The 21,782-nt window shown below is 47.7% G+C and carries 22 protein-coding genes; 7 read left to right on the forward strand and 15 right to left on the reverse strand.

Features of this window, described 5'->3' with window-relative positions:
* Positions 1-17: 17 nt before the first annotated feature.
* From QN395_RS05910 to QN395_RS05920, 3 genes are all read left to right on the forward strand, one after another.
* Positions 18-344 carry a hypothetical protein gene (locus QN395_RS05910; RefSeq protein ID WP_323491717.1) on the forward strand — a complete coding sequence of 109 codons (327 nt, stop codon included), beginning with the start codon at positions 18-20 and terminating at the stop codon, positions 342-344.
* Between the two features lie 121 nt (positions 345-465).
* Positions 466-735, forward strand: a complete 270-nt coding sequence (locus tag QN395_RS05915; protein WP_322120765.1) for a DUF2164 domain-containing protein — start codon at positions 466-468, stop codon at positions 733-735.
* A 554-nt stretch (positions 736-1,289) separates the two neighbouring features.
* Positions 1,290-1,823, forward strand: coding sequence for a hypothetical protein (locus QN395_RS05920; RefSeq protein WP_323491716.1), 534 nt, complete (start codon positions 1,290-1,292; stop codon positions 1,821-1,823).
* 111 nt (positions 1,824-1,934) lie between these two features.
* Here the strand turns inward: QN395_RS05920 and QN395_RS05925 are convergent, their stop codons facing one another.
* From QN395_RS05925 to QN395_RS05940, 4 genes are all read right to left on the reverse strand, one after another.
* Complete coding sequence (locus tag QN395_RS05925; RefSeq protein ID WP_323491715.1) at positions 1,935-2,810, reverse strand: hypothetical protein; 876 nt, start codon at positions 2,808-2,810, stop codon at positions 1,935-1,937.
* A gap of 129 nt (positions 2,811-2,939) precedes the next feature.
* Positions 2,940-3,521 (reverse strand): chromate transporter, encoded by a 582-nt coding sequence (locus QN395_RS05930; RefSeq protein ID WP_322121666.1) that lies wholly within the window; start codon positions 3,519-3,521, stop codon positions 2,940-2,942.
* An 80-nt stretch (positions 3,522-3,601) separates the two neighbouring features.
* Positions 3,602-4,177, reverse strand: a complete 576-nt coding sequence (locus QN395_RS05935) for a chromate transporter (protein ID WP_323491714.1) — start codon at positions 4,175-4,177, stop codon at positions 3,602-3,604.
* Between the two features lie 319 nt (positions 4,178-4,496).
* Complete coding sequence (locus tag QN395_RS05940; RefSeq protein ID WP_322120769.1) at positions 4,497-5,021, reverse strand: phage regulatory CII family protein; 525 nt, start codon at positions 5,019-5,021, stop codon at positions 4,497-4,499.
* A gap of 132 nt (positions 5,022-5,153) precedes the next feature.
* Here QN395_RS05940 and QN395_RS05945 point away from each other — a divergent pair, with 132 nt between their 5' ends.
* The 3 genes from QN395_RS05945 to QN395_RS05955 all read left to right on the forward strand — a co-directional run bounded on the left by QN395_RS05945 (position 5,154) and on the right by QN395_RS05955 (position 7,856).
* Positions 5,154-6,095, forward strand: a complete 942-nt coding sequence (locus QN395_RS05945) for a hypothetical protein (RefSeq protein WP_323491713.1) — start codon at positions 5,154-5,156, stop codon at positions 6,093-6,095.
* An 8-nt stretch (positions 6,096-6,103) separates the two neighbouring features.
* Positions 6,104-6,949 (forward strand): hypothetical protein, encoded by an 846-nt coding sequence (locus QN395_RS05950; RefSeq protein WP_323491712.1) that lies wholly within the window; start codon positions 6,104-6,106, stop codon positions 6,947-6,949.
* A gap of 127 nt (positions 6,950-7,076) precedes the next feature.
* Positions 7,077-7,856, forward strand: coding sequence for a hypothetical protein (locus tag QN395_RS05955; protein ID WP_322120772.1), 780 nt, complete (start codon positions 7,077-7,079; stop codon positions 7,854-7,856).
* Positions 7,857-7,959: 103 nt separating this feature from the next.
* Here the strand turns inward: QN395_RS05955 and QN395_RS05960 are convergent, their stop codons facing one another.
* From QN395_RS05960 to QN395_RS06010, 11 genes are all read right to left on the reverse strand, one after another.
* Positions 7,960-8,874: a DMT family transporter gene (locus tag QN395_RS05960; RefSeq protein WP_323491711.1), complete on the reverse strand. Its 915-nt coding sequence runs from the start codon at positions 8,872-8,874 to the stop codon at positions 7,960-7,962.
* 181 nt (positions 8,875-9,055) lie between these two features.
* The gene (locus tag QN395_RS05965; protein ID WP_322120774.1) at positions 9,056-9,862 is read right to left on the reverse strand and encodes a peptidase MA family metallohydrolase; all 807 of its coding nucleotides are present in this window, start codon (positions 9,860-9,862) and stop codon (positions 9,056-9,058) included.
* The gene (locus QN395_RS05970) at positions 9,859-10,017 is read right to left on the reverse strand and encodes a hypothetical protein (protein WP_322120775.1); all 159 of its coding nucleotides are present in this window, start codon (positions 10,015-10,017) and stop codon (positions 9,859-9,861) included. Before QN395_RS05970 ends, QN395_RS05965 begins: the two co-directional genes overlap by 4 nt.
* 279 nt (positions 10,018-10,296) lie before the next feature.
* The gene (locus QN395_RS05975; protein WP_323491710.1) at positions 10,297-11,016 is read right to left on the reverse strand and encodes a LytR/AlgR family response regulator transcription factor; all 720 of its coding nucleotides are present in this window, start codon (positions 11,014-11,016) and stop codon (positions 10,297-10,299) included.
* The gene (locus tag QN395_RS05980; protein WP_323491709.1) at positions 11,013-12,155 is read right to left on the reverse strand and encodes a sensor histidine kinase; all 1,143 of its coding nucleotides are present in this window, start codon (positions 12,153-12,155) and stop codon (positions 11,013-11,015) included. Before QN395_RS05980 ends, QN395_RS05975 begins: the two co-directional genes overlap by 4 nt.
* On the reverse strand, positions 12,152-13,138 hold the full coding sequence (locus QN395_RS05985) for an alpha/beta hydrolase (protein ID WP_322120778.1): 987 nt from the start codon (positions 13,136-13,138) through the stop codon (positions 12,152-12,154). Before QN395_RS05985 ends, QN395_RS05980 begins: the two co-directional genes overlap by 4 nt.
* Positions 13,139-13,208: 70 nt before the next feature.
* Positions 13,209-14,138 carry a methylglyoxal synthase gene (locus tag QN395_RS05990; protein ID WP_416352042.1) on the reverse strand — a complete coding sequence of 310 codons (930 nt, stop codon included), beginning with the start codon at positions 14,136-14,138 and terminating at the stop codon, positions 13,209-13,211.
* A 222-nt stretch (positions 14,139-14,360) separates the two neighbouring features.
* Positions 14,361-15,686 carry a GGDEF domain-containing phosphodiesterase gene (locus QN395_RS05995; protein ID WP_323491708.1) on the reverse strand — a complete coding sequence of 442 codons (1,326 nt, stop codon included), beginning with the start codon at positions 15,684-15,686 and terminating at the stop codon, positions 14,361-14,363.
* A gap of 112 nt (positions 15,687-15,798) precedes the next feature.
* Positions 15,799-17,562: an HD-GYP domain-containing protein gene (locus tag QN395_RS06000; RefSeq protein WP_323491707.1), complete on the reverse strand. Its 1,764-nt coding sequence runs from the start codon at positions 17,560-17,562 to the stop codon at positions 15,799-15,801.
* A gap of 263 nt (positions 17,563-17,825) precedes the next feature.
* On the reverse strand, positions 17,826-19,889 hold the full coding sequence (locus tag QN395_RS06005) for a CocE/NonD family hydrolase (RefSeq protein WP_323491706.1): 2,064 nt from the start codon (positions 19,887-19,889) through the stop codon (positions 17,826-17,828).
* A gap of 142 nt (positions 19,890-20,031) precedes the next feature.
* The gene (locus QN395_RS06010) at positions 20,032-20,688 is read right to left on the reverse strand and encodes a GGDEF domain-containing protein (protein WP_322120782.1); all 657 of its coding nucleotides are present in this window, start codon (positions 20,686-20,688) and stop codon (positions 20,032-20,034) included.
* Positions 20,689-20,799: 111 nt separating this feature from the next.
* Here QN395_RS06010 and QN395_RS06015 point away from each other — a divergent pair, with 111 nt between their 5' ends.
* A complete protein-coding gene (locus QN395_RS06015) occupies positions 20,800-21,720 on the forward strand; it encodes a 1-aminocyclopropane-1-carboxylate deaminase/D-cysteine desulfhydrase (RefSeq protein ID WP_322120783.1) in 921 nt (306 codons plus the stop codon).
* The last annotated feature ends 62 nt before the right edge of the window (positions 21,721-21,782 follow it).

A 21,782-nucleotide genomic window follows, 5' to 3' on the forward strand; every position in this document is an offset into this window, starting at 1 on the left:
ATAGATAAGGAAATACCATGCATATCACCACCTTACAGTCCAAACAGACTTACCAGGTTTATGTCGCGGCTGGTACGTTGCTACATTTAAGTCTTGGTCAGATCGCCATTCAAACCGCTCCATCAGGCATAGACGCTTACGCATATTCAACACCGATCAGTCTGCCAGAAGGCTGCGTATATACCGTAGAGCGCAGTGGCTGGATACAAATCCATGCGCAACAACGTAGTGAGATTTTGATGCAACTACCGGAGCCCAACATAGCCGTCAGGTTCTGGCGCACATTAAGAGCAATTGCAATCCGCCGCATACAAAATAGCACCGGCAGGCATCGTCTGAATTGATTATTCAGAAGTAAAAATTTTAAATGTTGTGTTGAATTGAAGGTGCAAATCAAGCTTGATCGAATTAAAATTTGGATTGGATCATTTCAGTTCAATTCGTTTCAATTTATCACGCCATTACATGACCATCAAACTCAAAACAGAAGTACAAGAACGCCTGATCGGTTCTATCCGTCGCTACGCATCAGAGAATTTGGAAGAAGACATGGGCGATCTCAAAGCCAAACTATTTCTGGATTTTTGTCTGCAAGAAATCGGCCCCAGTATCTACAATCAGGCGATTGCCGATGCCCAAAATTATCTGCAAGAAAAGACGACTGAGATGGATGGCACTTGCTATGAAGCTGAGTTTAGTTACTGGACTAAATCAGCCGGACGCGGTCGCTCCTAGTGTCTTCCAGCAGGCGCTGTAAAGGTTACACACCAAGCTCCCAAGCACTGAGGAGCTAGGGCATTAATAAGCCTGGTGGACTTTTTTTGATGGAATAATAGCGCTTATCTATTCTTAAATAATTAGAGAGATTTAACTTGATCGCATATCTAAATGTAGTCAGAACCCGCGGACTACACAGCGTTTTAAAGTGCCTCACTTTTGCATCAGAAAGGAAATGGATAGAAATCTTCGGATCATGTCTCTTGATCCTTTTATTGATAAAAATCTCTATAAAGATAGTTCCTCAATTAGCACTGATGAATGAATTTCGATTCTACGTCCCAGCATGCCTCGTTTTACTCAAGCTTTTTTGTGAGGTTTATGAGGGCTTCATTCGGTCGCTTACAGGGCTTAAGCAGAACTTATCTTTTCTAGAAATTTTTATTAGCTTTTTGCCCCCTGCTTTCGTGAGCAGTTGCTACTTCCAATATTCTCTTTGCATTGGATTTTTTTGTTGGCTACAACGAAAAAAATATGAGATAAAAATACCAAGCGGGATACCAATTTATTTCATGAAAAAAAGCGAGTACGGCACTGCGTTTGTCATGTTACTTTTGGCTCTTTTTGTGGAATTACCAGTTTCATCATTAGCTTTCGGTTTTATCATCACGGATCCGATTGAGCGACATTGGGCTCATATACTCATCATCGTCACTTCGATCTATACCCTGATATTAGTATTGGGAGATCGATGGAAGCTTAGGCAATCGCATCATCAAATTGATAATGATTTTCTCTATCTTCGTTGTGCTGACAGGTTCATCGCGGATATTCCACTTGATCAAGTTAAGAGCGTTGATCTCTTTAACGATGATCTTAAAAAATGGAAAGACGCTAAACACAAACTGAAGCAAACATTTGAGATCGTCAGTCCGTTTGCGCCACTAGATAAGCCCAATTTAGTGATTGAACTTGTGGAATCACTCAATTTAAAAATAAAACGCAATTGCCAACTTAAACCTTCACCGAGGTTTATTTTGCTATATGTCGATGAACCATCTCGCTCAAAATCGATCATTTCAGATGCCTTGAGTGCGCTTCACTAAGCATCGTTATTGCCCAGACCTGTTGGGTCAACTACATAGGCTCTTAACGTAGGTGGTTTCAAGAATCCAGTGCAACTAATCGCTCGGTTTTCGCCTAACCGCAACGAGTAACTAGCGGCTATCCTCGAAAAACTCTTTCATCATAAAGTTCTCTAACTCCGCCGTGTCTTGAGGACGTGCAGAGAGATTGACGACCCGTCCTAAGCGACGTGACTCCCAGCTAAAATCGCCCTGGTATTCTTCGCGGATCAGCACGATCATGCGGCGGATGATGGCGATGTTGATATCGCCGCCCAATCCTGCATCGACCTCGATGGTTTTTTTGAAGCTGTTTTGTCTGCTTGGCTTCCATCCACGGAAGGTGAACGTCGCCATACGAACGCCTTTAGACGTGATCTGGAATACGCCACTGGTGCCTTCACGTCCGTTAGCTTGTTGCATGCTGCGCCGGACGTTAGCTTCGGCAACTTCTTGCGGACTCATGCCTTTATTGCCTTGTTTGACGGCATCGGCATTTTCTTGCGCGGCGGCTTCTTCTGTCGCACGACGACGCTCACGAGCCGCGTTGAGCATGCTCATCATATCTTGTTGCGGGGCGGCGTCTGGCGGCGGTGTTACCGGGTTGGGTGTTGGGGTATCCGCAGCGACTACGGGTGTTTCTTTGGGCTGCGTGATGGCCTTATTGGGGCGATTAGGCTGCGCCTGCTTTGGTTTAGGCGGGGCTTTTTTCGGGACTTTTTGCTTTTCGCCCTCAGCCATTTTGGCGACCGTGGCTTTATCCAGTATCAAAGTAATGGCGGCGGGTGTTTCTGTCTCGCCTTGCTTTTGAATAACGGTCTTATGCGTGAGAATAAAATAAAGCAACAGGGCGTGAATCAAGAGTGCCAGCAGGATTGCTAAGCCATTTCTTGGACGAAAGCGAATATGCAAATCAATTTCGCCCGGTACCGCCAATTCATCTTGATTGTGCTCTAAGTAAAACTTCATTTATAGATAAGGCCAGACTGTAAAAACGAAAAATTCTGAAGCGGCAAGGATAACCGAAAGGTGACTAAACACTTGTAACAAATTTTGTTTCTGAATTGTGTCAAAAGCGACTTTAGAAACTTGAAGCATTTACAAATATCCAAACCAGCCCAAACCAGCACCGATCGCTAATAACCAAAGCAAATGTAATCTGGTGCGCCATACCACTAAGGCGCAAACGGCTGTCATGATCCAAAGTGGCCAGGCGGGGTGGACTAATGCGGAAGAAGATGACGACGAGCTTGATCCGCTCGCCATAATCCAGCCTGTTGCCAGCAATAATCCGATTACGATAGGCGCTAAGCCTAGCTTAAACGCCCGTACCGCTCGCAAATTACGGTTTTTGTGCCCCCAACGGGCCGCGTTGTACGTTAGCGTTGCGCTGGGCAACATGATTCCCAGCATGGTAATCAAGGTACCGAGCGGGGCATACCAGCCGTTGCCGGTATTCATCCCGATATTCCAGCCCATTAAAGCAATAAACAGTACATTGGGGCCAGGCGCGGCTTGGGCAAGCGCCACCGAGGAATTAAATTGCGCTTCGCTCAACCAGTGATTTTGAATCACCAGATAACGATGCATTTCAGGCAAGGTAGAAATCGCACCGCCGACCGACAACAATGACAACATCAGATAATGCAGCAGCAAATGCAGCCAATCGCTGGCTTGCATGGTGATGCTGTTAAGGTGATTAGCGACATCAACACCAGCAACACCAGCAACACCAGCAACAACGGTAGTCACGACAGCACTCATTTGCCGAGCTTTCTATACGCGGAGACGCAGGCAATCGAGCCTAGTCCAAGCAAAATATAAGCAAGTGGCAGGTGCAACAAGGCAATGCCAACAAAACATAAGATACAAAGTGCACCGCATAAGCGCAAACCCAGTGGATTACTTTTTAGCGCTGGCAGCAAGCGTAAGGCGGAGGCAATAATCAGACCTGCCGTGACCGCACTCATACCGCGCAAGGCACCCGCAACACCGGGGTGGTCTGCGATCCGGGCGTACACCAGTGCGAGTAGCAAAATGATGATTAAAGGTACGGTCAGCATGCCTGCCAATGCTGCCAGTGCACCTGGCAGACCAAAAGAACGGCTGCCGATCATCAAGGACAAATTAACCACATTAGGGCCCGGCATAATCTGCGCTACGGCCCAGTCTTCAATATATTCTTCCCGCGTCAGCCAGCGCTTACGTTCGACCAGCTCCATCTGCACGATGGCTTGTACGCCCCCAAAACCTTGCAGCGCCAACCAGGTGAAGGAGAAGAAAAGATCCGCAACAGAGCGGGGTTGCGGGCGAGGTTCGATCTGGTCTGTGCTCATAAAATACGATCAAGGGTCGATTGTGATGGAAGTCTTCGACGCGGGTTTCTGACAAGAGTTTTCTAGGGGAAAAAGAATATACTCCCCTATTTTTTTCAATAAATATGCCAATTGTCCAGACTTTAATTGGACAACTAAAAAGTACTGATGGGGAGTATAGTTATTGATTGAAGTGATAATCAGAACCGCGTTTTCAACTACCAAGGGCAAAGAATGATGCTTAATTTGTCCGGTGTGGTTGCGCATTATCCCCGCCAACACGGGTTCGATAGCGCAAACAGTGAAACGTTCCTTCGCATTTAATTTAAAAAATCACGCATTATTTTTTAATCAGTTCGCGCTTTTCGCTGTTCAGTTTATCCTCGCGCCGGTGATGCGCCCGCAATCTGGCGCGCCATTCGCCCAACGCCGTCAGTGCGCCCTGGAATTCACGCTCTATCAAATCCGCTTCATCATTGGTAATCACGCCATCCAACAACGCTGCAGATACGGCCTCGGCCACACCGCCGACCTGGCTCATGACGCGACACACGGTTTGCGATAAATCATCGTCGCTAATGTGATCTGGCTCTGGCACGATAAACGCTGCCATCCCATGCCGCCCCAATAACGCATGCAGCGGCAGCAGCGCATCTTTTACGCCGGCCTCGCGGCACAACTCCACAATTTGCGACAACTCCTCAAACGACGGGTAATGCGACTCGATGCCAGGTGCCAGCTTATTACGCAACACATTCACCGATACCTGCATGCGCGCCGCCAACGCATCTAGGCCACCGGGATAAGCGCGCGCCACTTTATACAGGGCGTCGTGCTGATTCATATTCGAGTATTTGCGCGTCATGGTGATTTTCCCTTTTTATTACCGATGCGTTTTGTATTTTTGATCACTATGCTTCCGTTCACAAGATCTGCACGCATAAAAATGACGTGCAGATTGTACAGAGATGTTACTCACTTCACTACGGATCGGCACATGAAGTCAATCGCAAAAAGAATTATCCATAACTTAGTTGTCGGGATTACGACAGTTGCCTTGTGTATGCCGATGTTGGAGATAGCCAGCGCCAGTACATCCGGATCGTCAGGCGCACGATCCTCCGGCGGTTCCTCACGTAGTTTTAAATCTGGATTTTCTTCCCAGCGCAACAGCAATGGCAATAGCAATAGCGCGAATAACAACATCGGCAACACCAGTAAAACCAACACAGGCTTTGGTAGCTTTTCGTCCTCATCATCGTCTAGCAACGCTCCAGCGAATGCGGCGAATGCAACAGCGACAAACACTACCGTCAACAACAATGCGGGCAAATCCAACTCTGCGCTGAATCGCGATCTGGACACCAGCCGCTCGCAAAACACTGCGTTAAAAAATTTGGATGCACGGACTACACCATCCGCTACGCCAAACACGAGTAATCAACCCGGCAGTGTCAGCGTGACCGGCAAGCCATTAGGCACTTCGTCCAATGCGTTTGGCAACACTGCTCAAGGTTCGACCGCGCAAGGTTCAACAGCAGCACCAGCTTATGGTCAGCCTATGCAGCAAGCACCATCGACCATCATTGTGCAACGAGAAAGTAGCGGCATGGGCGGCGCATTCTGGGGCTTTATGCTGGGTCAATCGATGAGCCATCACAGTTATGGCGGCTATGGTGGGAATTACGGATCTGGTTATGACAATCGTGCTCGTGATGTTGGCAATGCTGGCGATGCTAGCAACGCCACAAACCCAACGGCAACGGTGTCAAACAATGACAAAGCTCAAGAATCAGAATCCTGGTTTTGGCGTCTTCTGCGGCTGATGTTGTGGACAGCGATCTTGTCCAGCATCGCCTGGGTTGGCTACAAATTATTCCGACTTCATACAGCACGCACCCAAGCACGCACTCAAAACTATTCATTAGGAAAGGTTTAATCCGCACCATGGCCTGGACAGACGCTTATCAATACGCTGAAAAAATATTCGGCAAACACAGTACGGCGGTAAATGGATCGGCTACGCAAAATCAAGGCACCAATCAAGCCGATGCCAATTTGCCGTTAAAGGCACGCATAGGTGGCGTACTGCAATTACAGAAAACGCCCTTCATCCGCGCCATCAGCCAAGGATCGCTGATCGCTATGCCCGACGACGCTAATTGTCTGATACGTGCCATCAGCCGGGTACGGCTAGAAATCGCCGGCAGCTTGTATCGCTATTACCTCAATACGGGCGATCAGGATGCCAATGAGAGTTTTGTGCAACTGTACCAAAACGAACAAGGCGATATCTCAGAAGTCATGTATTACCAACGCCTGACCCGTTTTATTCCAGAAACGATCGAAGATCAGCAAGCGTTTTCGGGCGAAGCCGGAGCGGGGCTGGGCGACCGTACTTACACACTGTGGCGTGCTCAGTTAGAAGCGCAATTCGTGGACAACGGACTCGATGCAGCGACGTCAGCTAGCAACTTAGCTAGCAACTTAGACAGCGTCTTCGGCGACAACGAGCAGATCGACTATAGCCGCGACGCTGGCGACCCAGCTAAAGAATTTGTCGCCCCGTTTAAAGCGCAGGAAAGCCGTATCGACGACGCCACCGGTCAGCACGGCTTGTTGCAAGACATCGTATTCATGCCGTATAGCCGCGCGCTGGATGGCTTGCGCGAAAGTCTTTTAATCAGTACAGAAATCGTCAGAAGCCGCGACGGCGACACCAGCCGGCGCGAGATTCATGTCGATTTTATGATAGGAATTCCAGTCGAACTGGATAGGTTGCTGATCCAATGATGCGTCTTCAAAAACCAAATCAGCAGCAAAGTAATAAAGCAGTTTGTAGTTTGTAAGTGCTTCACATAATTTGTCATCACCACTTTGTATTTATCGCAGCACCTTTAACTCCTTGAGAGGAAGCAAAATGAGTAATTTGAATGGTTGGGGCCTAACCGCACGCTTGATCTCCAAACACTTTGGCGTACTCGGCGACAAAGTCTCCGAAGCGATTGCCAATTTCGACCCGGAAACCGCAACCGAGGCCGACCGTGATCGTCTGGCCGCCACGCTGAGAGACAGTGCGCAAAAACTAGCGACCGCCCGCGCCTCTTTCGACAAAGAACATAATGACGTCATCAAGCTGCGCGAACTCATCGCCAATGATGAAAAAGCCTCCAGCACACTCGCCGACCGGCTTGCCTCAGGCAAAATATCAGAAGCCACAGTCAGTCTATTTTGTGATGAGCTGGAAGCCAACAAAGCCCGCTTGCCCTTGGAGTTACAAGAAGAAGCCGACGCGCAACAATATATGAACGAGCTGCAAACCATCGTCGATGCTTTCTCTAAACAACTGGCCGAGTTTGATGCCGCCGCCAAAAAAGCAATGCAAAATCTGGCCAGCGCAAAAGCGCAAAAAGATTTGCAAACCATGCGGGTAGAACGCCAAAGCCAGCTCAGTAGTTTGTCCGGCATGCAAGGCCAGTCCAGCGCGCTCAACGCCTTAACCAAGCGTGCTCAAACAGTGAGCAACGAGGCAGCGGGCATGCGCATTGTCGCCGATATTGGACAAAAACCCTTGGATCAGGCAGCAGAGATTGACGCAATCAGAAAATCAGTCGGTCAGGCAGACACCGCAGGCGAAACGACACTGCAACGCTTGCAGCGTTTATCGGGCAAAGCTACGGAAACGAGCGTTGCTGCATAAGTAGTTTAATGATTAGATCGTAGTCCGAGATTAGCTAGTAAGGGATCGTATCGTCAGTGCTGACGATACGATTTTTTTCTATGCAAGAAGGAGGAAATTCTGATCAAGCCACGACCGATTTTTTAGTTTGAACCGCAGGTTTTAACACTGCCCACACCGCCAGTCCAATTAATGTACCACCCGCAATATGTCCCCAGGTAATTTGCTCACCCAAAAAGATGGCGCCCCACAACACGCCAAACGGCGGTATCAAAAACGTGACCATCAGAGATTTCATCGGGCCGATATCCGCAATCAGACGGAAATATAAAATGTAGGCAAAGGCGGTGCAGACCAAGCCAAGCCCTGCCATCGCCAGCCACAATCCGGTACCACCCCAATTGGTCAAAGGCTGACCAATAGCACTACTGGTACTAGCAATAAAAAGCGGCATGATAAAGACGGCCGCACCTAGCTGACTGGCAAATGCCAGCAATTTACTATCGAGCCCACCTTTTTCTGATATCCAGCGCCGCGTCATAAAACTCGCAACGCCATAACATGCGGTAGCGATTAAACATGCCCCGGCACCCATCATCACCTCCGTCGTCAGTTCGACCGGACCAGCTTTTGTCAACACTACGACACCGATCAAACCCAGTAACACGCCCACGAATTTTGCCAGGCTTAATTTCTCTGAGAAAAACAGAGTTCCGACAATCACGCCCATCAATGGCGTAGTCGCATTGAAGATGGCGGAATAACCGGCCGGTAATATTTTTGCGGCAAAACTATACATCGCAAACGGGATGCCGGAATTGATGACACCTAATGCCATCGCCGCACCAATTTTCCCTTTAAAATCCCACTTAGTCCGCATCAACGCCAGTATCAACAGCAATCCGATCGCGCCGAATACAACGCGAAAAAAAGCTGTCGGCAAAGTCCCAAGAACCGGCGCGATAATCCGCATGAATAAAAAACTCGCACCCCAAATCGCCGATAACACAATTAACCGTACGATATCGCTCAATCTCATTCTGTTGTTCCTCTTTTTTATGTTGTCCAGATTTGGCTGTTTTAGAAGCCATACAGCCTGCCGGTCGCCAGTAGTTTGCTCAGTGAGTCTATGCAGGACCCGTAGCCCTTTGGTGGCTTCAGCGGTTAAGGTAGATGTCCACCATCATCTGAGATATCGAGTGGTGCTCACCATACCTTAGTCAAATCTTCACCAAGAAGCCGCGCCACAAGGTATCAACATCTTCGCCGTACGCTATCCTAAACGCTTGCGAAAAGCTTTGTCCATGCTCAATTGATAGTAGAAGCTGCTTAAATGCTGCAGGGTTGCTGTTGTGCAGATATTTAACAAAAATAGCGGACTGTCGATAATACATGTGAGGCTTGAGATCGTATGAAGCAGCGCTCTTAGGTGCTAGCGGCGAGCCATTGTCCTCTGGTGAAAAGCTGTGGCCTGCCTTGATGCTCTTCAAAGCCTCCTCGTTTGTAACTGTCTCCGCTCCGCCTCCGGCTGATACCCAAGTGGCCAAACCTTCATGAAACCATCCTGGGATACTAGCCCATGACCATGTGCCCATTATCAACGCAAGATTCAAGTGGGAAAGCTCATGTGTAACGATTCCGGGAATACGCTCAGGTGTTGCCAATAGCTTGGGCGATAAGTGGAGGACACCGAAGGATACAGCACCCTCGGCGTAACCTACCGAGCCGCTGAATCGAGAGAAATCTTCGCGTGAGGCATACGTGCGGATGATCATTGGCTTTGTAAATTCGCAGTACTGCCCTTCCTCGACAGTCAGTTTTGCTTGGTTGATAGCAGGGAGAATAACTTGAGCCAACTTCTCCGATCCCGGTTGGCATTCAATTCTTAGATCCTCAGTGCATTTGTAGAATGAGGATGTTGGTAGTAAATAAGCGCGAGTAACTTTCCCGACAGTGCATCCACTCACACAACAAAAACTGCAGGCAAGAGCCAAAAGATAGACAGCGACGCGACGCGCTTCGTTCATGCCGACACCTCCAATGAGAGAACTTGACCGCGTAGAGAATCTGGTAAGGCCTTGGGTGTCAATACATTAACCCATAGATCCAGCAGACGTTGAAAATCCATTTGAACTACACCTAAGTCCATCCGCGTCTTTTCCGGCGTCGGGTTGATGAGCATATCAAAGTCGCTTCTCTCTGTATCTTGATCGTGGAAGACGGAGCAAAACACCCTCGGATTCCAGAAATGACGAGACCCAACCACGCTATGAATCGTGGCTCGGTTCAAATGCAATATATTTGAAGGCTTCAAGCTTTTTCGCTCACAAGTAACTCCAATTTAATGATCACTGAAAAATTGGCGCAATATCAAAATCCTGTTTTATTCCGCGACGACAAGGACTCGCCGACCAGCCTGAAACTCTCAAATCCGGATACTTTTTTTCTAAAACTAATTCTTTTAAAATCGATTGGCTTGCTTAAATTCCGTCGCACGTCGGCGCGACATTTCTATTTTTTGACCACTCTTTAACAATAGTTCTAATCCACCGGATGCAGTTGATGACATCTGTTTTACAAACTGTAAATTAACGATATGCTGTCTGCTGCTTCTGATAAAAATCGATGAATCCAGTTTTTGTTCAAGCTGGTTTAGTGACTTTAAAAATAGAGGCCGTTGGTCTTCAAAATATACACGTGTGTAATTACCTTCAGACTCAAACAAAGCGATATCTGCAATCGCGACAAACCAGCAGCGTTCGCCATCTTTGATAAATAATTTCTGTTCTTGTCTGGCGGTATTTTGACTCCTTTGCATATCGACGATGAGATCTTTTTTGGAGTGTACTCTTAGTAATGCCTGCGCCAACCGGTTTGCTTCTATCGGCTTTAATAAATAATCCAGCGCATTGACCTCAAACGCTCGCATGGCATAAGTATCGTAGGCGGTAGTAAAGATAATTTGAGGTATATGATCCAAGTTGCTCAAAAGGTCAAAGCCGGTTCCGCCTGGCATCTGTATATCCAGAAAAACTAGCTCTGGTTTTTCGACTTCTATCAGTTGTTGTGCCTCTATGATATTGGCGGCTTCACCGATGATACGAATATGAGGATGTGCGATCAATAGACGGCGTAATTCTGATCTGGCCAGTCTCTCATCGTCAACAATCACGGCGTTCATGCAGTGGCCTTCAATAGTTGATAGGGCAAGATCAGAGTCGCATGTACCCAATTTTCGGGTGTAACGGAGTCATTTGTGATTTGTCCGGTATGCTCAGTGAGGGCGATACTGGCGGCATCACCAAAAATTAATGTTAACCGTTGCTCTGTGTTTTTCAAGCCGAGTTGTGTTGATTTTCCGGGCGACATCAACTTGCCCTGATTGGCAACGACAATGCATATGCTGTCGCTTTTTATTGAGGTTATGCGCTGCACGGTCAGATGTATCTGGCATGGCTGGATGCTAGGCTCTACCCCATATTTGATCGCGTTCTCTATCAGAGTTTGTAATAACATTGCAGGCACAGCGCAGTCATCTACACCTGTTTGAATTTCTTCTGTAAATAATAAGCGTTCCTCAAAGCGAATTTTTTCTATCGCCAGATAAATGCGCACCGCCTCTAACTCTTGCACCAAACGCACCGTGTCTTGCTGACCCGCCCGTAAGCTATAACGCATCATGCCAGCTAATTTATCAACCATACTCGCAGCGGCAATCTGGTCTTCAAAAATTAAACCGCGCAGACTATTTAAACTATTAAAGAAGAAATGCGGATTGATTTGTGCCTGCAGTGCGCGCAATTCCGCATCTTTGACATTGACTTCGAGTTGTAGTTTTTCCAATTCAAAACGACGGGCGCGTCTGCCCGAATGTACCGCAACATAAATTGTGGTCCAGATTAAAAATACCGTCATCCAGACTGGCAAGTAATTGAGAGCGCTGCTCCAGCTGCCGCTGAACAATGAGGGACGCAATACAAAGAAAGCGGCAACAATCAATGATGTTTGTACCAGACCTAGCAAAGCAATACCTACAGTCAATCGAAATAAAGGTATTTTGCTATTCTGACCGATACCGACTTTATGATGTAAGTAAAGACGCCATAAATGAGAGAGTAGTATCCCGATGACTGAACTCCAGCCCCAGATCAGCGTAAATACAGTGAGGTCTTTTACCTCACTTTGCCGTGAGAAATTCCAGTTCACCAAAAATAGCAAACTCCAGCCGCTGATCTGACATAGCCAATAGCCATAAGCGCGCTTACCAGAATGAGGAATGCCGGGGTCAGACTCCGGCATGAGGATCGATTTGTTCTTCACTTCAAAAAGCTATCCATGCGATCGAACATCCATTGCGGGTCATCAAACATAATGAAATGGCGGGCATTATCGGCCAGTTCAATTTTTGCCTGAGATAATTGTGCATACTGCGATTTAAACGTGTTTTCAATTGCAGAACGCGGCGCATAAGCGCGATACGCAATCCAGGTGCCAAGTACCAGCGTCGGTGCTTTTATTTTGCTGATATCTTGCCGCATATCTTGCGACATCATTTCGTACATGGCATTAGCAACAGCTGTCTGGTCGGATTTTTCGCTCCAGCTGATGACTCGCTCCACGTCCGCTGGTTTACTCACCATACTGACCGCAGCTTGCCGCCGCATTGCAGCCCGGCTAGCATCGTCACTGTGCAGCATACTATTGCGCATATTACTGGCCATTTCTTCTAACTGTGGTGCAGTGACGCTTGGCATTTGTGTGGCGCCGAGTGCTGGCAGAGCGTCCACAATCACGACCTTGCCAACCGCAGCCGGATAATCACTAGCTAATTTTAAGGCTAAAAATCCCCCCAAACTATGTCCCACAATCACTGGCTGCTGTAACTTATTAGTGATGATGTAATTAGCGAGCTGCTCTTCGGCTTGTTTGATCAATGGACCATCGGTTGCTGGTGCGCCGGCAAAGCCTGACAGTGTCAGCACGATACAACGATATTGGCTAGAGTAATGCGCGACCGTATCGTCCCAAACTGCACCTGGCGATGCCAGCCCGGGAATCAAAATCATTGGTTTGCCCTCACCAGTAATATTAACTTGAAACGCGGATTTACTTGCTTGCTCCGTACTTGTTTTGCTATCTGCCTGATCGGCATATACCGGACTGATAGCGAACGTACTCGTGCATAAACTGATGAGCGCGACACCAGCGAGTCTAGCTTTAAGACTGGCTATAATTTTTGCCTTCGGTGACGTGTTTTGTGTTGTAGCAGTTACTGTTGCAGATGATGTCAAAGTGGTTTTCATGATTTATTTCCTCCAGTGAAATCATCCTAATTTGATCGCTGCACCTACTCCAGCGATTTGGGATGAGTGGTCAGCTTTGAGGATGAATGGTGCGCTTTGTTAGCAAACTCAGCCAACGGTCGCTGCCATCAACATCGCTGATGACGCTGGCGAAATCGGTGACGGTACGGGCGGCTCGTTCTAGCAATTGGATATCAGCTTCGTGCTGACGGGCGACGTGAGGATCTTCTAAAAATAAAATACGCCGGATTTGTTTATCTAAAACCAGTTCGGCGATTTGTGCATCGCCACCCAATGGGCCGGATAAAAAGGGTTTGACCCAGTTTTCACCCGCTTCTTTGCCTTTGATTTTTTGCGCTAATTGATTCAGTAAGCCGCCTGTAGTGCCGGTGGCATAACGATAGCTAAACTGGTCTAACAGGGCGAAGTGTTTTTCGGCCAAAGTGAGCATACGGTTTTTCATCGCGTCATGGGCGATCAGAGCGATCCCTTCGCCGTCAAACTTAAAACTGGCATTAAGCGAGGTATCAATCGGTTTGCCGGCAGCACAGGCTTCTAACTCCAGCCATTCTCTGGCGGCGGCTAGGGTCGCTAAAAAAGGTTTGCCGTGGATGACGCATTGACGTTTTAGCGCCAATGCTTCCGGAAAAATAGAGGATGGATCGACCGGATCAATCAGATAAATGACAGCGTCCACCGTACGTGCCGGATCACGATCAACCACGCGCGATACCAGCTTCATCAAACCGCCTTCACGTCCGTAGGGAAAGCGTTCGTATTGTGGGCAAGAGTCAATCAGACCATGCGTCAGGATGGCATCCAAGGTGCGGCCAACGACAATCATTTCTGGCTGGAGTTGGTGTAGCGCGGACCTTGCGCCGCGCAATAATTGCACCAAAGCGGAATCAGCGGCGTCTTGATGGCTGCGGTTGGCGATCAAGCCGATACGCATGGGTTTTGCAGAATTGTTCAGGGTGTTGAATGTACTAAATGTACTCATGAAGTAGTCCGGAAAATACGTTTAATCTGGATGAAGAACTAGCGTGATTTAAATATACTCCCCATTATTTATTACGAAATATCCGTATTGTCCAGTAATCTTATGGACGATTAAAAAATACATACCAGGAGTATATTTTAGTTCGTTTTTAAAATGACGCTGTGATCGACGGCAAAACCATAGACAAAACCGATCGCCTACAAGCGGAATTACTTTTTAGTTTTACTTTTCTTTAGAGCGATGAAAATGGTCCTGCCAGGACAATAGCTGTTCAGCTGGCATAGGCTTGGCGAAGAAATATCCTTGCACCTGATCGCAGCCCAGCGCCTCTAGTTCAGCCAACGTTTCTGGTGTCTCTACTCCCTCAGCAACCACGGGCAGACCAAAGTTATGCGCCAGGTCAATGATGCTTTGTACGATTTGTTTGTCTTGTATAGAATTGTTCATACCATGCACAAACATGCGATCAATTTTTAACTCATCAATGGGGAAACGGCGCAAATACGCGAGCGACGAATAGCCCGTGCCAAAGTCATCTATCGACAAATGGAAACCGAGTTTTTTCAGCTCAAACAGCAGGTCGGTGCTGTGTTCAATGTCATGAATAAATGCGCTCTCGGTAATCTCTAAACCAATCGCAGAAGCAGGCACATCCCAGACACTTAATACGCGCTGCAAAATTTGTGGCAACTGCTCCAGCTCTAGCAGACGCGTGGATAAATTCACCCAGATTAAAATCTCATGGCCGGCGGCTTTCCAATTGCAGTATTCACGCATGACCGTATTTAATACCTGCAAGGTCAGTGCTTCTATCATGCCGCTGCGCTCTGCCGCATCAATCAAAATATTAGTAGGAACACTGCGGGGATGATCGTAAGGCCAACGCACTAAGGCCTCAATAGACACCATGCGGCGAGTGACCAAATCGACCTTGGGCTGGTACACCACCATCAAGCTGTTAGCGTTCAACACTTCGCCTAGTATTTTAGGCAAGTCGGCAGCGATGACATCATTATTATCTTCCGTCGCCGCCATCAAAAATTTGAGATTGGCCGCGTGCGCATGTTTTTGTGCATTGTCTGCGGTGCGCAATAAAGCCAGTGCAGAGAGCGTGTGCATGGGTGCACAGGCGATACCAATGCTGGGCATCAAAAATACGGTGTGCTCATTGACCCGCAATGGGGTACTAAGCTCACTTAACAAACGATGCACCGCAAGGATGGCGAGCGCTTCGGATGAGAGTTGCGGCAGAATAAACCAGCATTCGTTTTCATTGACGAAGACGAATTTATCTTTGCTACGTAAAACTGGATGTACACGAACCAGAAATTGGCGCTTTACCTCATCGGCGTATTCATCCAATAGCAGCGCAGCAATCCGCTCTGAACGCTGTAGCGACATGACTAAGACAGCGACCGACGAAGTCTCGCTAGCGGAAGCGATCACCGTTTGCAATTCTGAGAAGAAGGCACCGACCGACAGCAACTCCGATGAAGATGGAGACTGCGGTTGAGATGAGACTGGTGGTGTAACAGCTGGCGGCAACATGGATGTACTCTAAAAATTGGGGGGCAAACTACTGATGAACTGTCAATATGCTGCCCATCTACGACCTTTAAACTCATGTTAAGACGACGACTATCTTATGACGTTCTTCGTCTCACCCCTGATAAAAATCTCTGCAAGCCAGACCATACGCACCGTCTGGCAAACCGCGCAAGATCTTCATTCTCTCATTTTCTTCCGTATATTCTTGTAACATCAAATCAAGTAAGTTTGGTTTTGCCAACAAACTTTTATCAGCGGCGGTTAGTAGCAACACTTTTGGCTCTAGTCTGCGAATTTTATTATGTTCTAGCACAATCCCGACCTCACCTGTCGATAGTTCTATCATGCTGCCGACCGGAAAAATCCCCACAGCCTGAACAAACTCCTCAACCAACGGTGCATGCAATTGCACTCCCGCCTGTTTGAATAATTCTTTCATTGCATCAAAAGCCGAACGGGTAATGTCGTAAGGACGTGCAGAAGTCATTGCAGCAAAACTGTCCGCAATCGCGGCCATGCGCCCAAAAATACTGATCCCGCCACCGGACAAACCATATGGATAACCGCTGCCATCCAGACGTTCATGATGCTCGCTGATCCCTAGCATGACGTTAGGTGTTAGCGGTTCTTTGCTGACAAGAATATCAATACTGGCGGCAACGTGAGTACGCATTAATATGTTTTCATCGTCAGATAATTTGTCTGGTTTTTTCAGCAGAGTATCGGGTAATTCCAGCTTGCCGATATCAAGCAACAAGCCGATCAAACCTAGCTCGGTTAACTGCTGGCGAGAAAACCCTAAATGACGACCCAGCGTCATCATATAGATAGCGACTTTTAAACTGTGCGTGTAGGTGCTGGTATCTTCTGCATGCATGCGCACCAGCCACATCAATGCAGATGGATTAGCGATCACGCTTTCGCTCAATAACTGCACCGTAGGCTGAATCTCTTCTAATGCAATGCTGTGATCGTTTTGGATATCGGAGGATAATTTTTTTAATACATCGTCAGCTTGCCTGATGCCAGAACGAGCATAACTAAGTTCCTCCTGAATCGGTATTTCACTTTGATACACAACCAGCGGAATTGAGCTTGGCAAATAATCGCGTTTGCGTTTGCGCGCGGCTAATTTACGAAAATTTTTACCGCGCTCATGGGTTTTATTCTGCTGTTGCTGCAAACGCCAGTTTTGCCAGCGTTCAAGCCAGCTCAGCGGAGCAAAGACGACGTCACGCGGATATAAATTAGCGATTAACTGAGTAAACTGAGGAGTTGAACTTGGGGTTAATTTGCTAGTCCGATCAGCCCGTCCGTTTGAGGTATTTTTACCAGCTGATTTTTGTGAATTACTACGCTCTTTGGAGGCATAGCGTAAGTAGTATGGCTTCGGTTGCTTACTGCTGCCCGACCGTTTTTTAGAGCCACCTCTTACGCTGATAGATTTATCAGGACGTTTGAATATCCCATCCAACCATCCCCACAGAGACTCCAACATTCCAGGAGATTCAGAAAGGTCATTTTTGCTATCTGATCCGTCGTTTGCTTTTGTATTTGATTTACCCGCACTATTGCTTACAGCGGCCTTATCACCTGCAATTAATTTGGTAGCGTCGGATTGTGCCGCCAACTCATGCAGACTATCCCAAGGCAAATGTAATAAAGATGAGGGACTACTGCGTCTGGGATCGATCACGACCTCACGTACCAGTGATTGCAGTGTCGTTAAATCCAGCATTTCTGTGAGCAAAAAACCTTGCAACATGAAAGGTGAATTGACCCAAGGCCGATCCAACTCAGAGATAAACATCCCTAAACGCAGATCGTCAATACTGACTCGCAGTGACTGGCTTAATTTTTTTTGCTGTTGGGTCACGAAACAGTATTGAGCTAAGTAAGTAGAGTAAATTAAATAAGATTTTATTAAGCCCATCAAAAATGTGAACTTATTTTTGCCCATCATAGCGGGACTTGGTTAAAAAAACTACCGTTGCAAGGTGTAAATAAAAATCCCACAACAAAGTGAGATTTTATTCACAAAAAAACCTGTTTCAACCTAAAAAAGACGCTTTATCTATTTATAAATCACCCAGCCTAAGTCGATATCAATAATCACATCAGTCCTAGCGCGGTTAATAACTACTCATCCATCGCAGGCAATATCTGCACCTGCAAGGCGCTGGCTTCTACTTTTGTATGATAAATCTTATGGGTCGCTTTGATAAAGTCACTATCTTTCGCTTCAAAAATATTCGGTACATACGTCTGCGGATTACGATCTACAAACGGAAACCAGCTTGACTGCACTTGCACCATGATGCGATGACCACGCTGGAAAGTATGTAGCACATCATTAATACCAAATTTTACTTTAGTGACCTCATTTGGCACAAACGGCTTGGGACTGGAAAAACTATCTCGGAAACGCGCCCGGAATGGTTCGCCCCGCACCAGAGTTTGTTGCCCGCCACGATTGATATCGCCTTCTGTTGTCGGCATCTCGGCGGGATTGACATCAATCAGCTTGACCACAAAATCAGCATCGGTACCGGTGGTACTGACAAACAAATCTGCCGTCAATGGTCCGGCAATCGTGACATCACGTTCCAGCACATCAGTCTGATACGTCACCACGTCTGGGCGACGGGAGGCAAAACGCTGATCCGCCGCCACATATTGATTGCTCCAATTAGTAGAAATCTCAGTGGTGTAAGGCACTGGTTTGGCGGGATCACTGACGTACTCATCAAACTTGGTGTTAGTGCTGGTGCTGGCGTTTGAAGTTGATGTAGAGCTAGAAGCAGACATCGCCTCGTCAGCAGGTGCTTTAAAACTAAGCTTGCCGTTGGCTTGGAAATACAGCGATTTGCTCTCAGTATTCTTAGGTGGCCATGCGTCAAAGCTGCGCCAGCGGTTGGCACCGGTTTCAAACATCCATGCCTCGGACAAATTAGGCTTGTCGCCACCCTTTAAATGGTATTTAAAAAACGCAAATTCAACGGGCTGATAACTCAGCGCGGTCTTAAAACCAAAGTTAGCGTCACCTATTTTATCGCCATCACCGCGGGTCCAGCCGCCATGTGTCCATGGACCGATCACGATGCTATTACTGATGCCGCGATTTTGCTTTTCGATAGCTTTATAGGTTTGCAAAGGACCATATAAATCCTCGGTGTCATACCAGCCACCGACCGTCAGTACCGCAGCTTTAATATTTTTTAAATGCGGTAACAAATTACGGCTTTGCCAGTAGGCGTCGTAATTAGGATGTTGAATAATCTCATTCCAATACGGGATTTCATTTTTAAAATATTTAGGATTAGCGTTGGACAACGCACCTAAGTCGATAAAAAACTGGTAGCCGTCTGGCGTGCCATAAGAGAATGGTCTGGACTTATTCAGATCGGTCGGCACAGGGCGTGGTTTGCCAAAACCACTAAAAAATCCAAATGCCATCTGTAAGTTGAAAGCGCCATTACGATGCATATCATCGCCACGAAACCAGTCTGCAATCGGTGCTTGCGGTGATACTGCTTTTAAGGCCGGGTGCGAATCAATCGCGCCTGCCGAGGTATAAAAACCCGGGTAAGAAATACCCCATTGACCGACCTTGCCATTGTTGTTGGGGATGTGTTTGATCAGCCAGTCAATGCTGTCATACGTGTCGGTACTCTCATCAAAATCGGTCTTGGTCTTATTCTCTATTTGTGGCCGCATATTGACATAGTCACCTTCTGACATCGTGCTGCCACGCACGTCCTGGAACACAAAAATAAAACCTTCTTTTTCATATTCTGCTGTGGAGCCCAGGGCTTTTTTATAATTCTCACTGCCATATGGCGCAACTGAATACGGCGTACGTTGCATCAACATGGGATAGCGCTTGCTGCTGCTGGCATCGTTGGGAATATATACCGCAGTAAACAAGTGTTTGCCGTCACGCATAGGGATGCGATATTCAAATTTGCTGTAGTTTTTCCGGATGTAATCGCTACGCTGCTTTAGCTGTTCTGCTTTGGTCTGCTCGGCCTTATTGTCAGCTCTGTTATCGGCGTCACCAGGCGCTTGTTCGTTTGTATTTGATGCGTAACTACTGAGGTTGGCGGTAGTTGCATAGCTGCTGATATGCGCAGTGCCGATAGTCACAACAGCGCCTATCACAGCGCGCCTCATCAAAAGCGATACCAATGGTAATTTGCTCATAGTCTTTTCTTTATTGTGGGTTTTGAGAACAGTTTAGGCAGGCTGAATGGACAAGCTGAACAACTACAAGTTCCCATGTGCCAAAACCGTTACAGCATCGTGTTGTTGAATAGTGCGGAATCAAAATCGGGATGTGCGGCTGCTACAATTTGTCAGGATCAAAGTCCGGCAATCCTGGCTCGATCTGACTCAAACTATCCACCCCTTTTGCCTGTGCTAACACCAAGGCCTGACGTGCCCGTTCTAACATTACTTCGGCGCTGTCGCCTTGTGCATTGGTCGTAAGCCCTGTGCAAAACGTGATGTTGAGATCAGGCGCAATGCTGTTCCAGTCAACCGCAGCATAGGTTTTTTTTAGGCGGGTAATCGCTTTAACGCTTTGGTCTATCCAGGTGGTTGGCATGACGATCGCAAATTCATCTGCATTGGTGCGACCGAAAGAATCCAGCGTACGCAATAGTAATTGCGCCTCATCGGTTAATTTTCGCAATACCTGGACGGCGACACTACGACCTTGTTTGTCCATGATTGCTTGAAAATTATCCAGCTTGATTAGCGCCACCGTAAAAGTGTGGCCGGTACGATGCGATCTCGCCAGCTCGTCATTTAACCGGTCAACCAGGGCTGAGCGTTTTAAGGCCCCCGTCAACGGGTCGTGCCGGGTCATGCGCTCCAGATGCGACAAAACGGTTTCCAGCACGGGCAAAACATCTTCTGTTTCGGCACCGGTTTTCAGGCTGTGGATCGCCTGGGACAATTTAAGTTGGGCATTGCGGTCGTTGGGGTTGTCAATAGCCATTGGCATTCCTGATCTTTACATCTAATTTGGTTTGATGATGTATTTGATTACATGAGTCAGACGATAATAGCCTTACTCTACCATTTTGATATTTTCTGTCAGTAATTTTCTATGTCTGCTTTGCCTCTTTTTAATTTTCCGGCCTCGCCCTGTCAGCGACTGGAAAGCCGCTTCTTCGCCGATCTGGAGGTGTGGATAAAGCGCGATGATTTGCTACATCAGCAAGTCTCAGGCAATAAATTCCGTAAATTGAAGTATCCGCTACAAGCTTTAGCGGGGCGTTCGCCTTGCCTGGTAACGATGGGTGGCCCTTGGTCAAACCATCTGCATGCGACTGCCCACGCCGCTGCGTTGTTGGGCTGGCGTACGATTGGTTTAGTCCGTGGCGCCCCAGAAGTGCAGTCGGCAACGCTGGATGATTGTCGCCAACTGGGTATGCACATCGTCTGCGTGACGAGAGAGGAATATCGCCAGTTGCGCCAGCCAGACGATCGCTGGCGTCAGCATGTGCCAGCGCCATGTTTTGCTGGGGCAGATTATGTCTGGCTGCCAGAAGGCGGCAGTAGCGCGGCAGCTTTGCATGGCGTAGCAGAACTGGTGGACGAGGCCATTGACCAGACCAGATTCATCCCAGACAGCATCGTACTCGCCTGCGGTACAGGCGCAACCCTGGCGGGCGTATTGGCAGGGTTGCGCGGACGCAGTCAGGCTGTGGGTATTGCGGTTTTGAAGAGTGCCGACTACCTGCATGCCGATATCTCTCGTCTGCTGCAACAGGCAAGCTATCCGGCCCACGCCAATTACCAATTACTTACCGGTTACCATCAAGGCGGCTACGGCAAAGCACCGCCAGCGCTGCGCCAGTTTTGTAGCGAATTTTCGCAAGAAACTGGCATCGATATTGAACCGGTTTACACCGGAAAAGTATTTTACGCGCTGATGCAAATGGCACAGTCAGGTGAGTGGCGAGGCGGTCGCCGGGTCTTGGTATTGCACACAGGAGGCTTGCAAGGCGCCCGCGGTTTTGCGTAAGTCCTGCAAGTTGTATTTTTATATACTAGATAGGTGTATGAGTTAAAAACCGCCTATTGTCC

The organism is Undibacterium sp. RTI2.2 (assembly GCF_035018705.1).
Taxonomy (GTDB): Bacteria; Pseudomonadota; Gammaproteobacteria; order Burkholderiales; family Burkholderiaceae_D; genus Undibacterium.

Coding starts and splice junctions, on each gene's coding strand:
- QN395_RS05910 (WP_323491717.1), top strand. CDS start 18: ATGCATATCACCACCTTACAGTCCAAACAGACTTACCAGGTTTATGTC.
- QN395_RS05915 (WP_322120765.1), top strand. CDS start 466: ATGACCATCAAACTCAAAACAGAAGTACAAGAACGCCTGATCGGTTCT.
- QN395_RS05920 (WP_323491716.1), top strand. CDS start 1,290: ATGAAAAAAAGCGAGTACGGCACTGCGTTTGTCATGTTACTTTTGGCT.
- QN395_RS05925 (WP_323491715.1), bottom strand. CDS start 2,810: ATGAAGTTTTACTTAGAGCACAATCAAGATGAATTGGCGGTACCGGGC.
- QN395_RS05930 (WP_322121666.1), bottom strand. CDS start 3,521: ATGCAAGCCAGCGATTGGCTGCATTTGCTGCTGCATTATCTGATGTTG.
- QN395_RS05935 (WP_323491714.1), bottom strand. CDS start 4,177: ATGAGCACAGACCAGATCGAACCTCGCCCGCAACCCCGCTCTGTTGCG.
- QN395_RS05940 (WP_322120769.1), bottom strand. CDS start 5,021: ATGACGCGCAAATACTCGAATATGAATCAGCACGACGCCCTGTATAAA.
- QN395_RS05945 (WP_323491713.1), top strand. CDS start 5,154: ATGAAGTCAATCGCAAAAAGAATTATCCATAACTTAGTTGTCGGGATT.
- QN395_RS05950 (WP_323491712.1), top strand. CDS start 6,104: ATGGCCTGGACAGACGCTTATCAATACGCTGAAAAAATATTCGGCAAA.
- QN395_RS05955 (WP_322120772.1), top strand. CDS start 7,077: ATGAGTAATTTGAATGGTTGGGGCCTAACCGCACGCTTGATCTCCAAA.
- QN395_RS05960 (WP_323491711.1), bottom strand. CDS start 8,874: ATGAGATTGAGCGATATCGTACGGTTAATTGTGTTATCGGCGATTTGG.
- QN395_RS05965 (WP_322120774.1), bottom strand. CDS start 9,862: ATGAACGAAGCGCGTCGCGTCGCTGTCTATCTTTTGGCTCTTGCCTGC.
- QN395_RS05970 (WP_322120775.1), bottom strand. CDS start 10,017: ATGCTCATCAACCCGACGCCGGAAAAGACGCGGATGGACTTAGGTGTA.
- QN395_RS05975 (WP_323491710.1), bottom strand. CDS start 11,016: ATGAACGCCGTGATTGTTGACGATGAGAGACTGGCCAGATCAGAATTA.
- QN395_RS05985 (WP_322120778.1), bottom strand. CDS start 13,138: ATGAAAACCACTTTGACATCATCTGCAACAGTAACTGCTACAACACAA.
- QN395_RS05990 (WP_416352042.1), bottom strand. CDS start 14,138: ATGAGTACATTTAGTACATTCAACACCCTGAACAATTCTGCAAAACCC.
- QN395_RS05995 (WP_323491708.1), bottom strand. CDS start 15,686: ATGTTGCCGCCAGCTGTTACACCACCAGTCTCATCTCAACCGCAGTCT.
- QN395_RS06005 (WP_323491706.1), bottom strand. CDS start 19,889: ATGAGCAAATTACCATTGGTATCGCTTTTGATGAGGCGCGCTGTGATA.
- QN395_RS06010 (WP_322120782.1), bottom strand. CDS start 20,688: ATGGCTATTGACAACCCCAACGACCGCAATGCCCAACTTAAATTGTCC.
- QN395_RS06015 (WP_322120783.1), top strand. CDS start 20,800: ATGTCTGCTTTGCCTCTTTTTAATTTTCCGGCCTCGCCCTGTCAGCGA.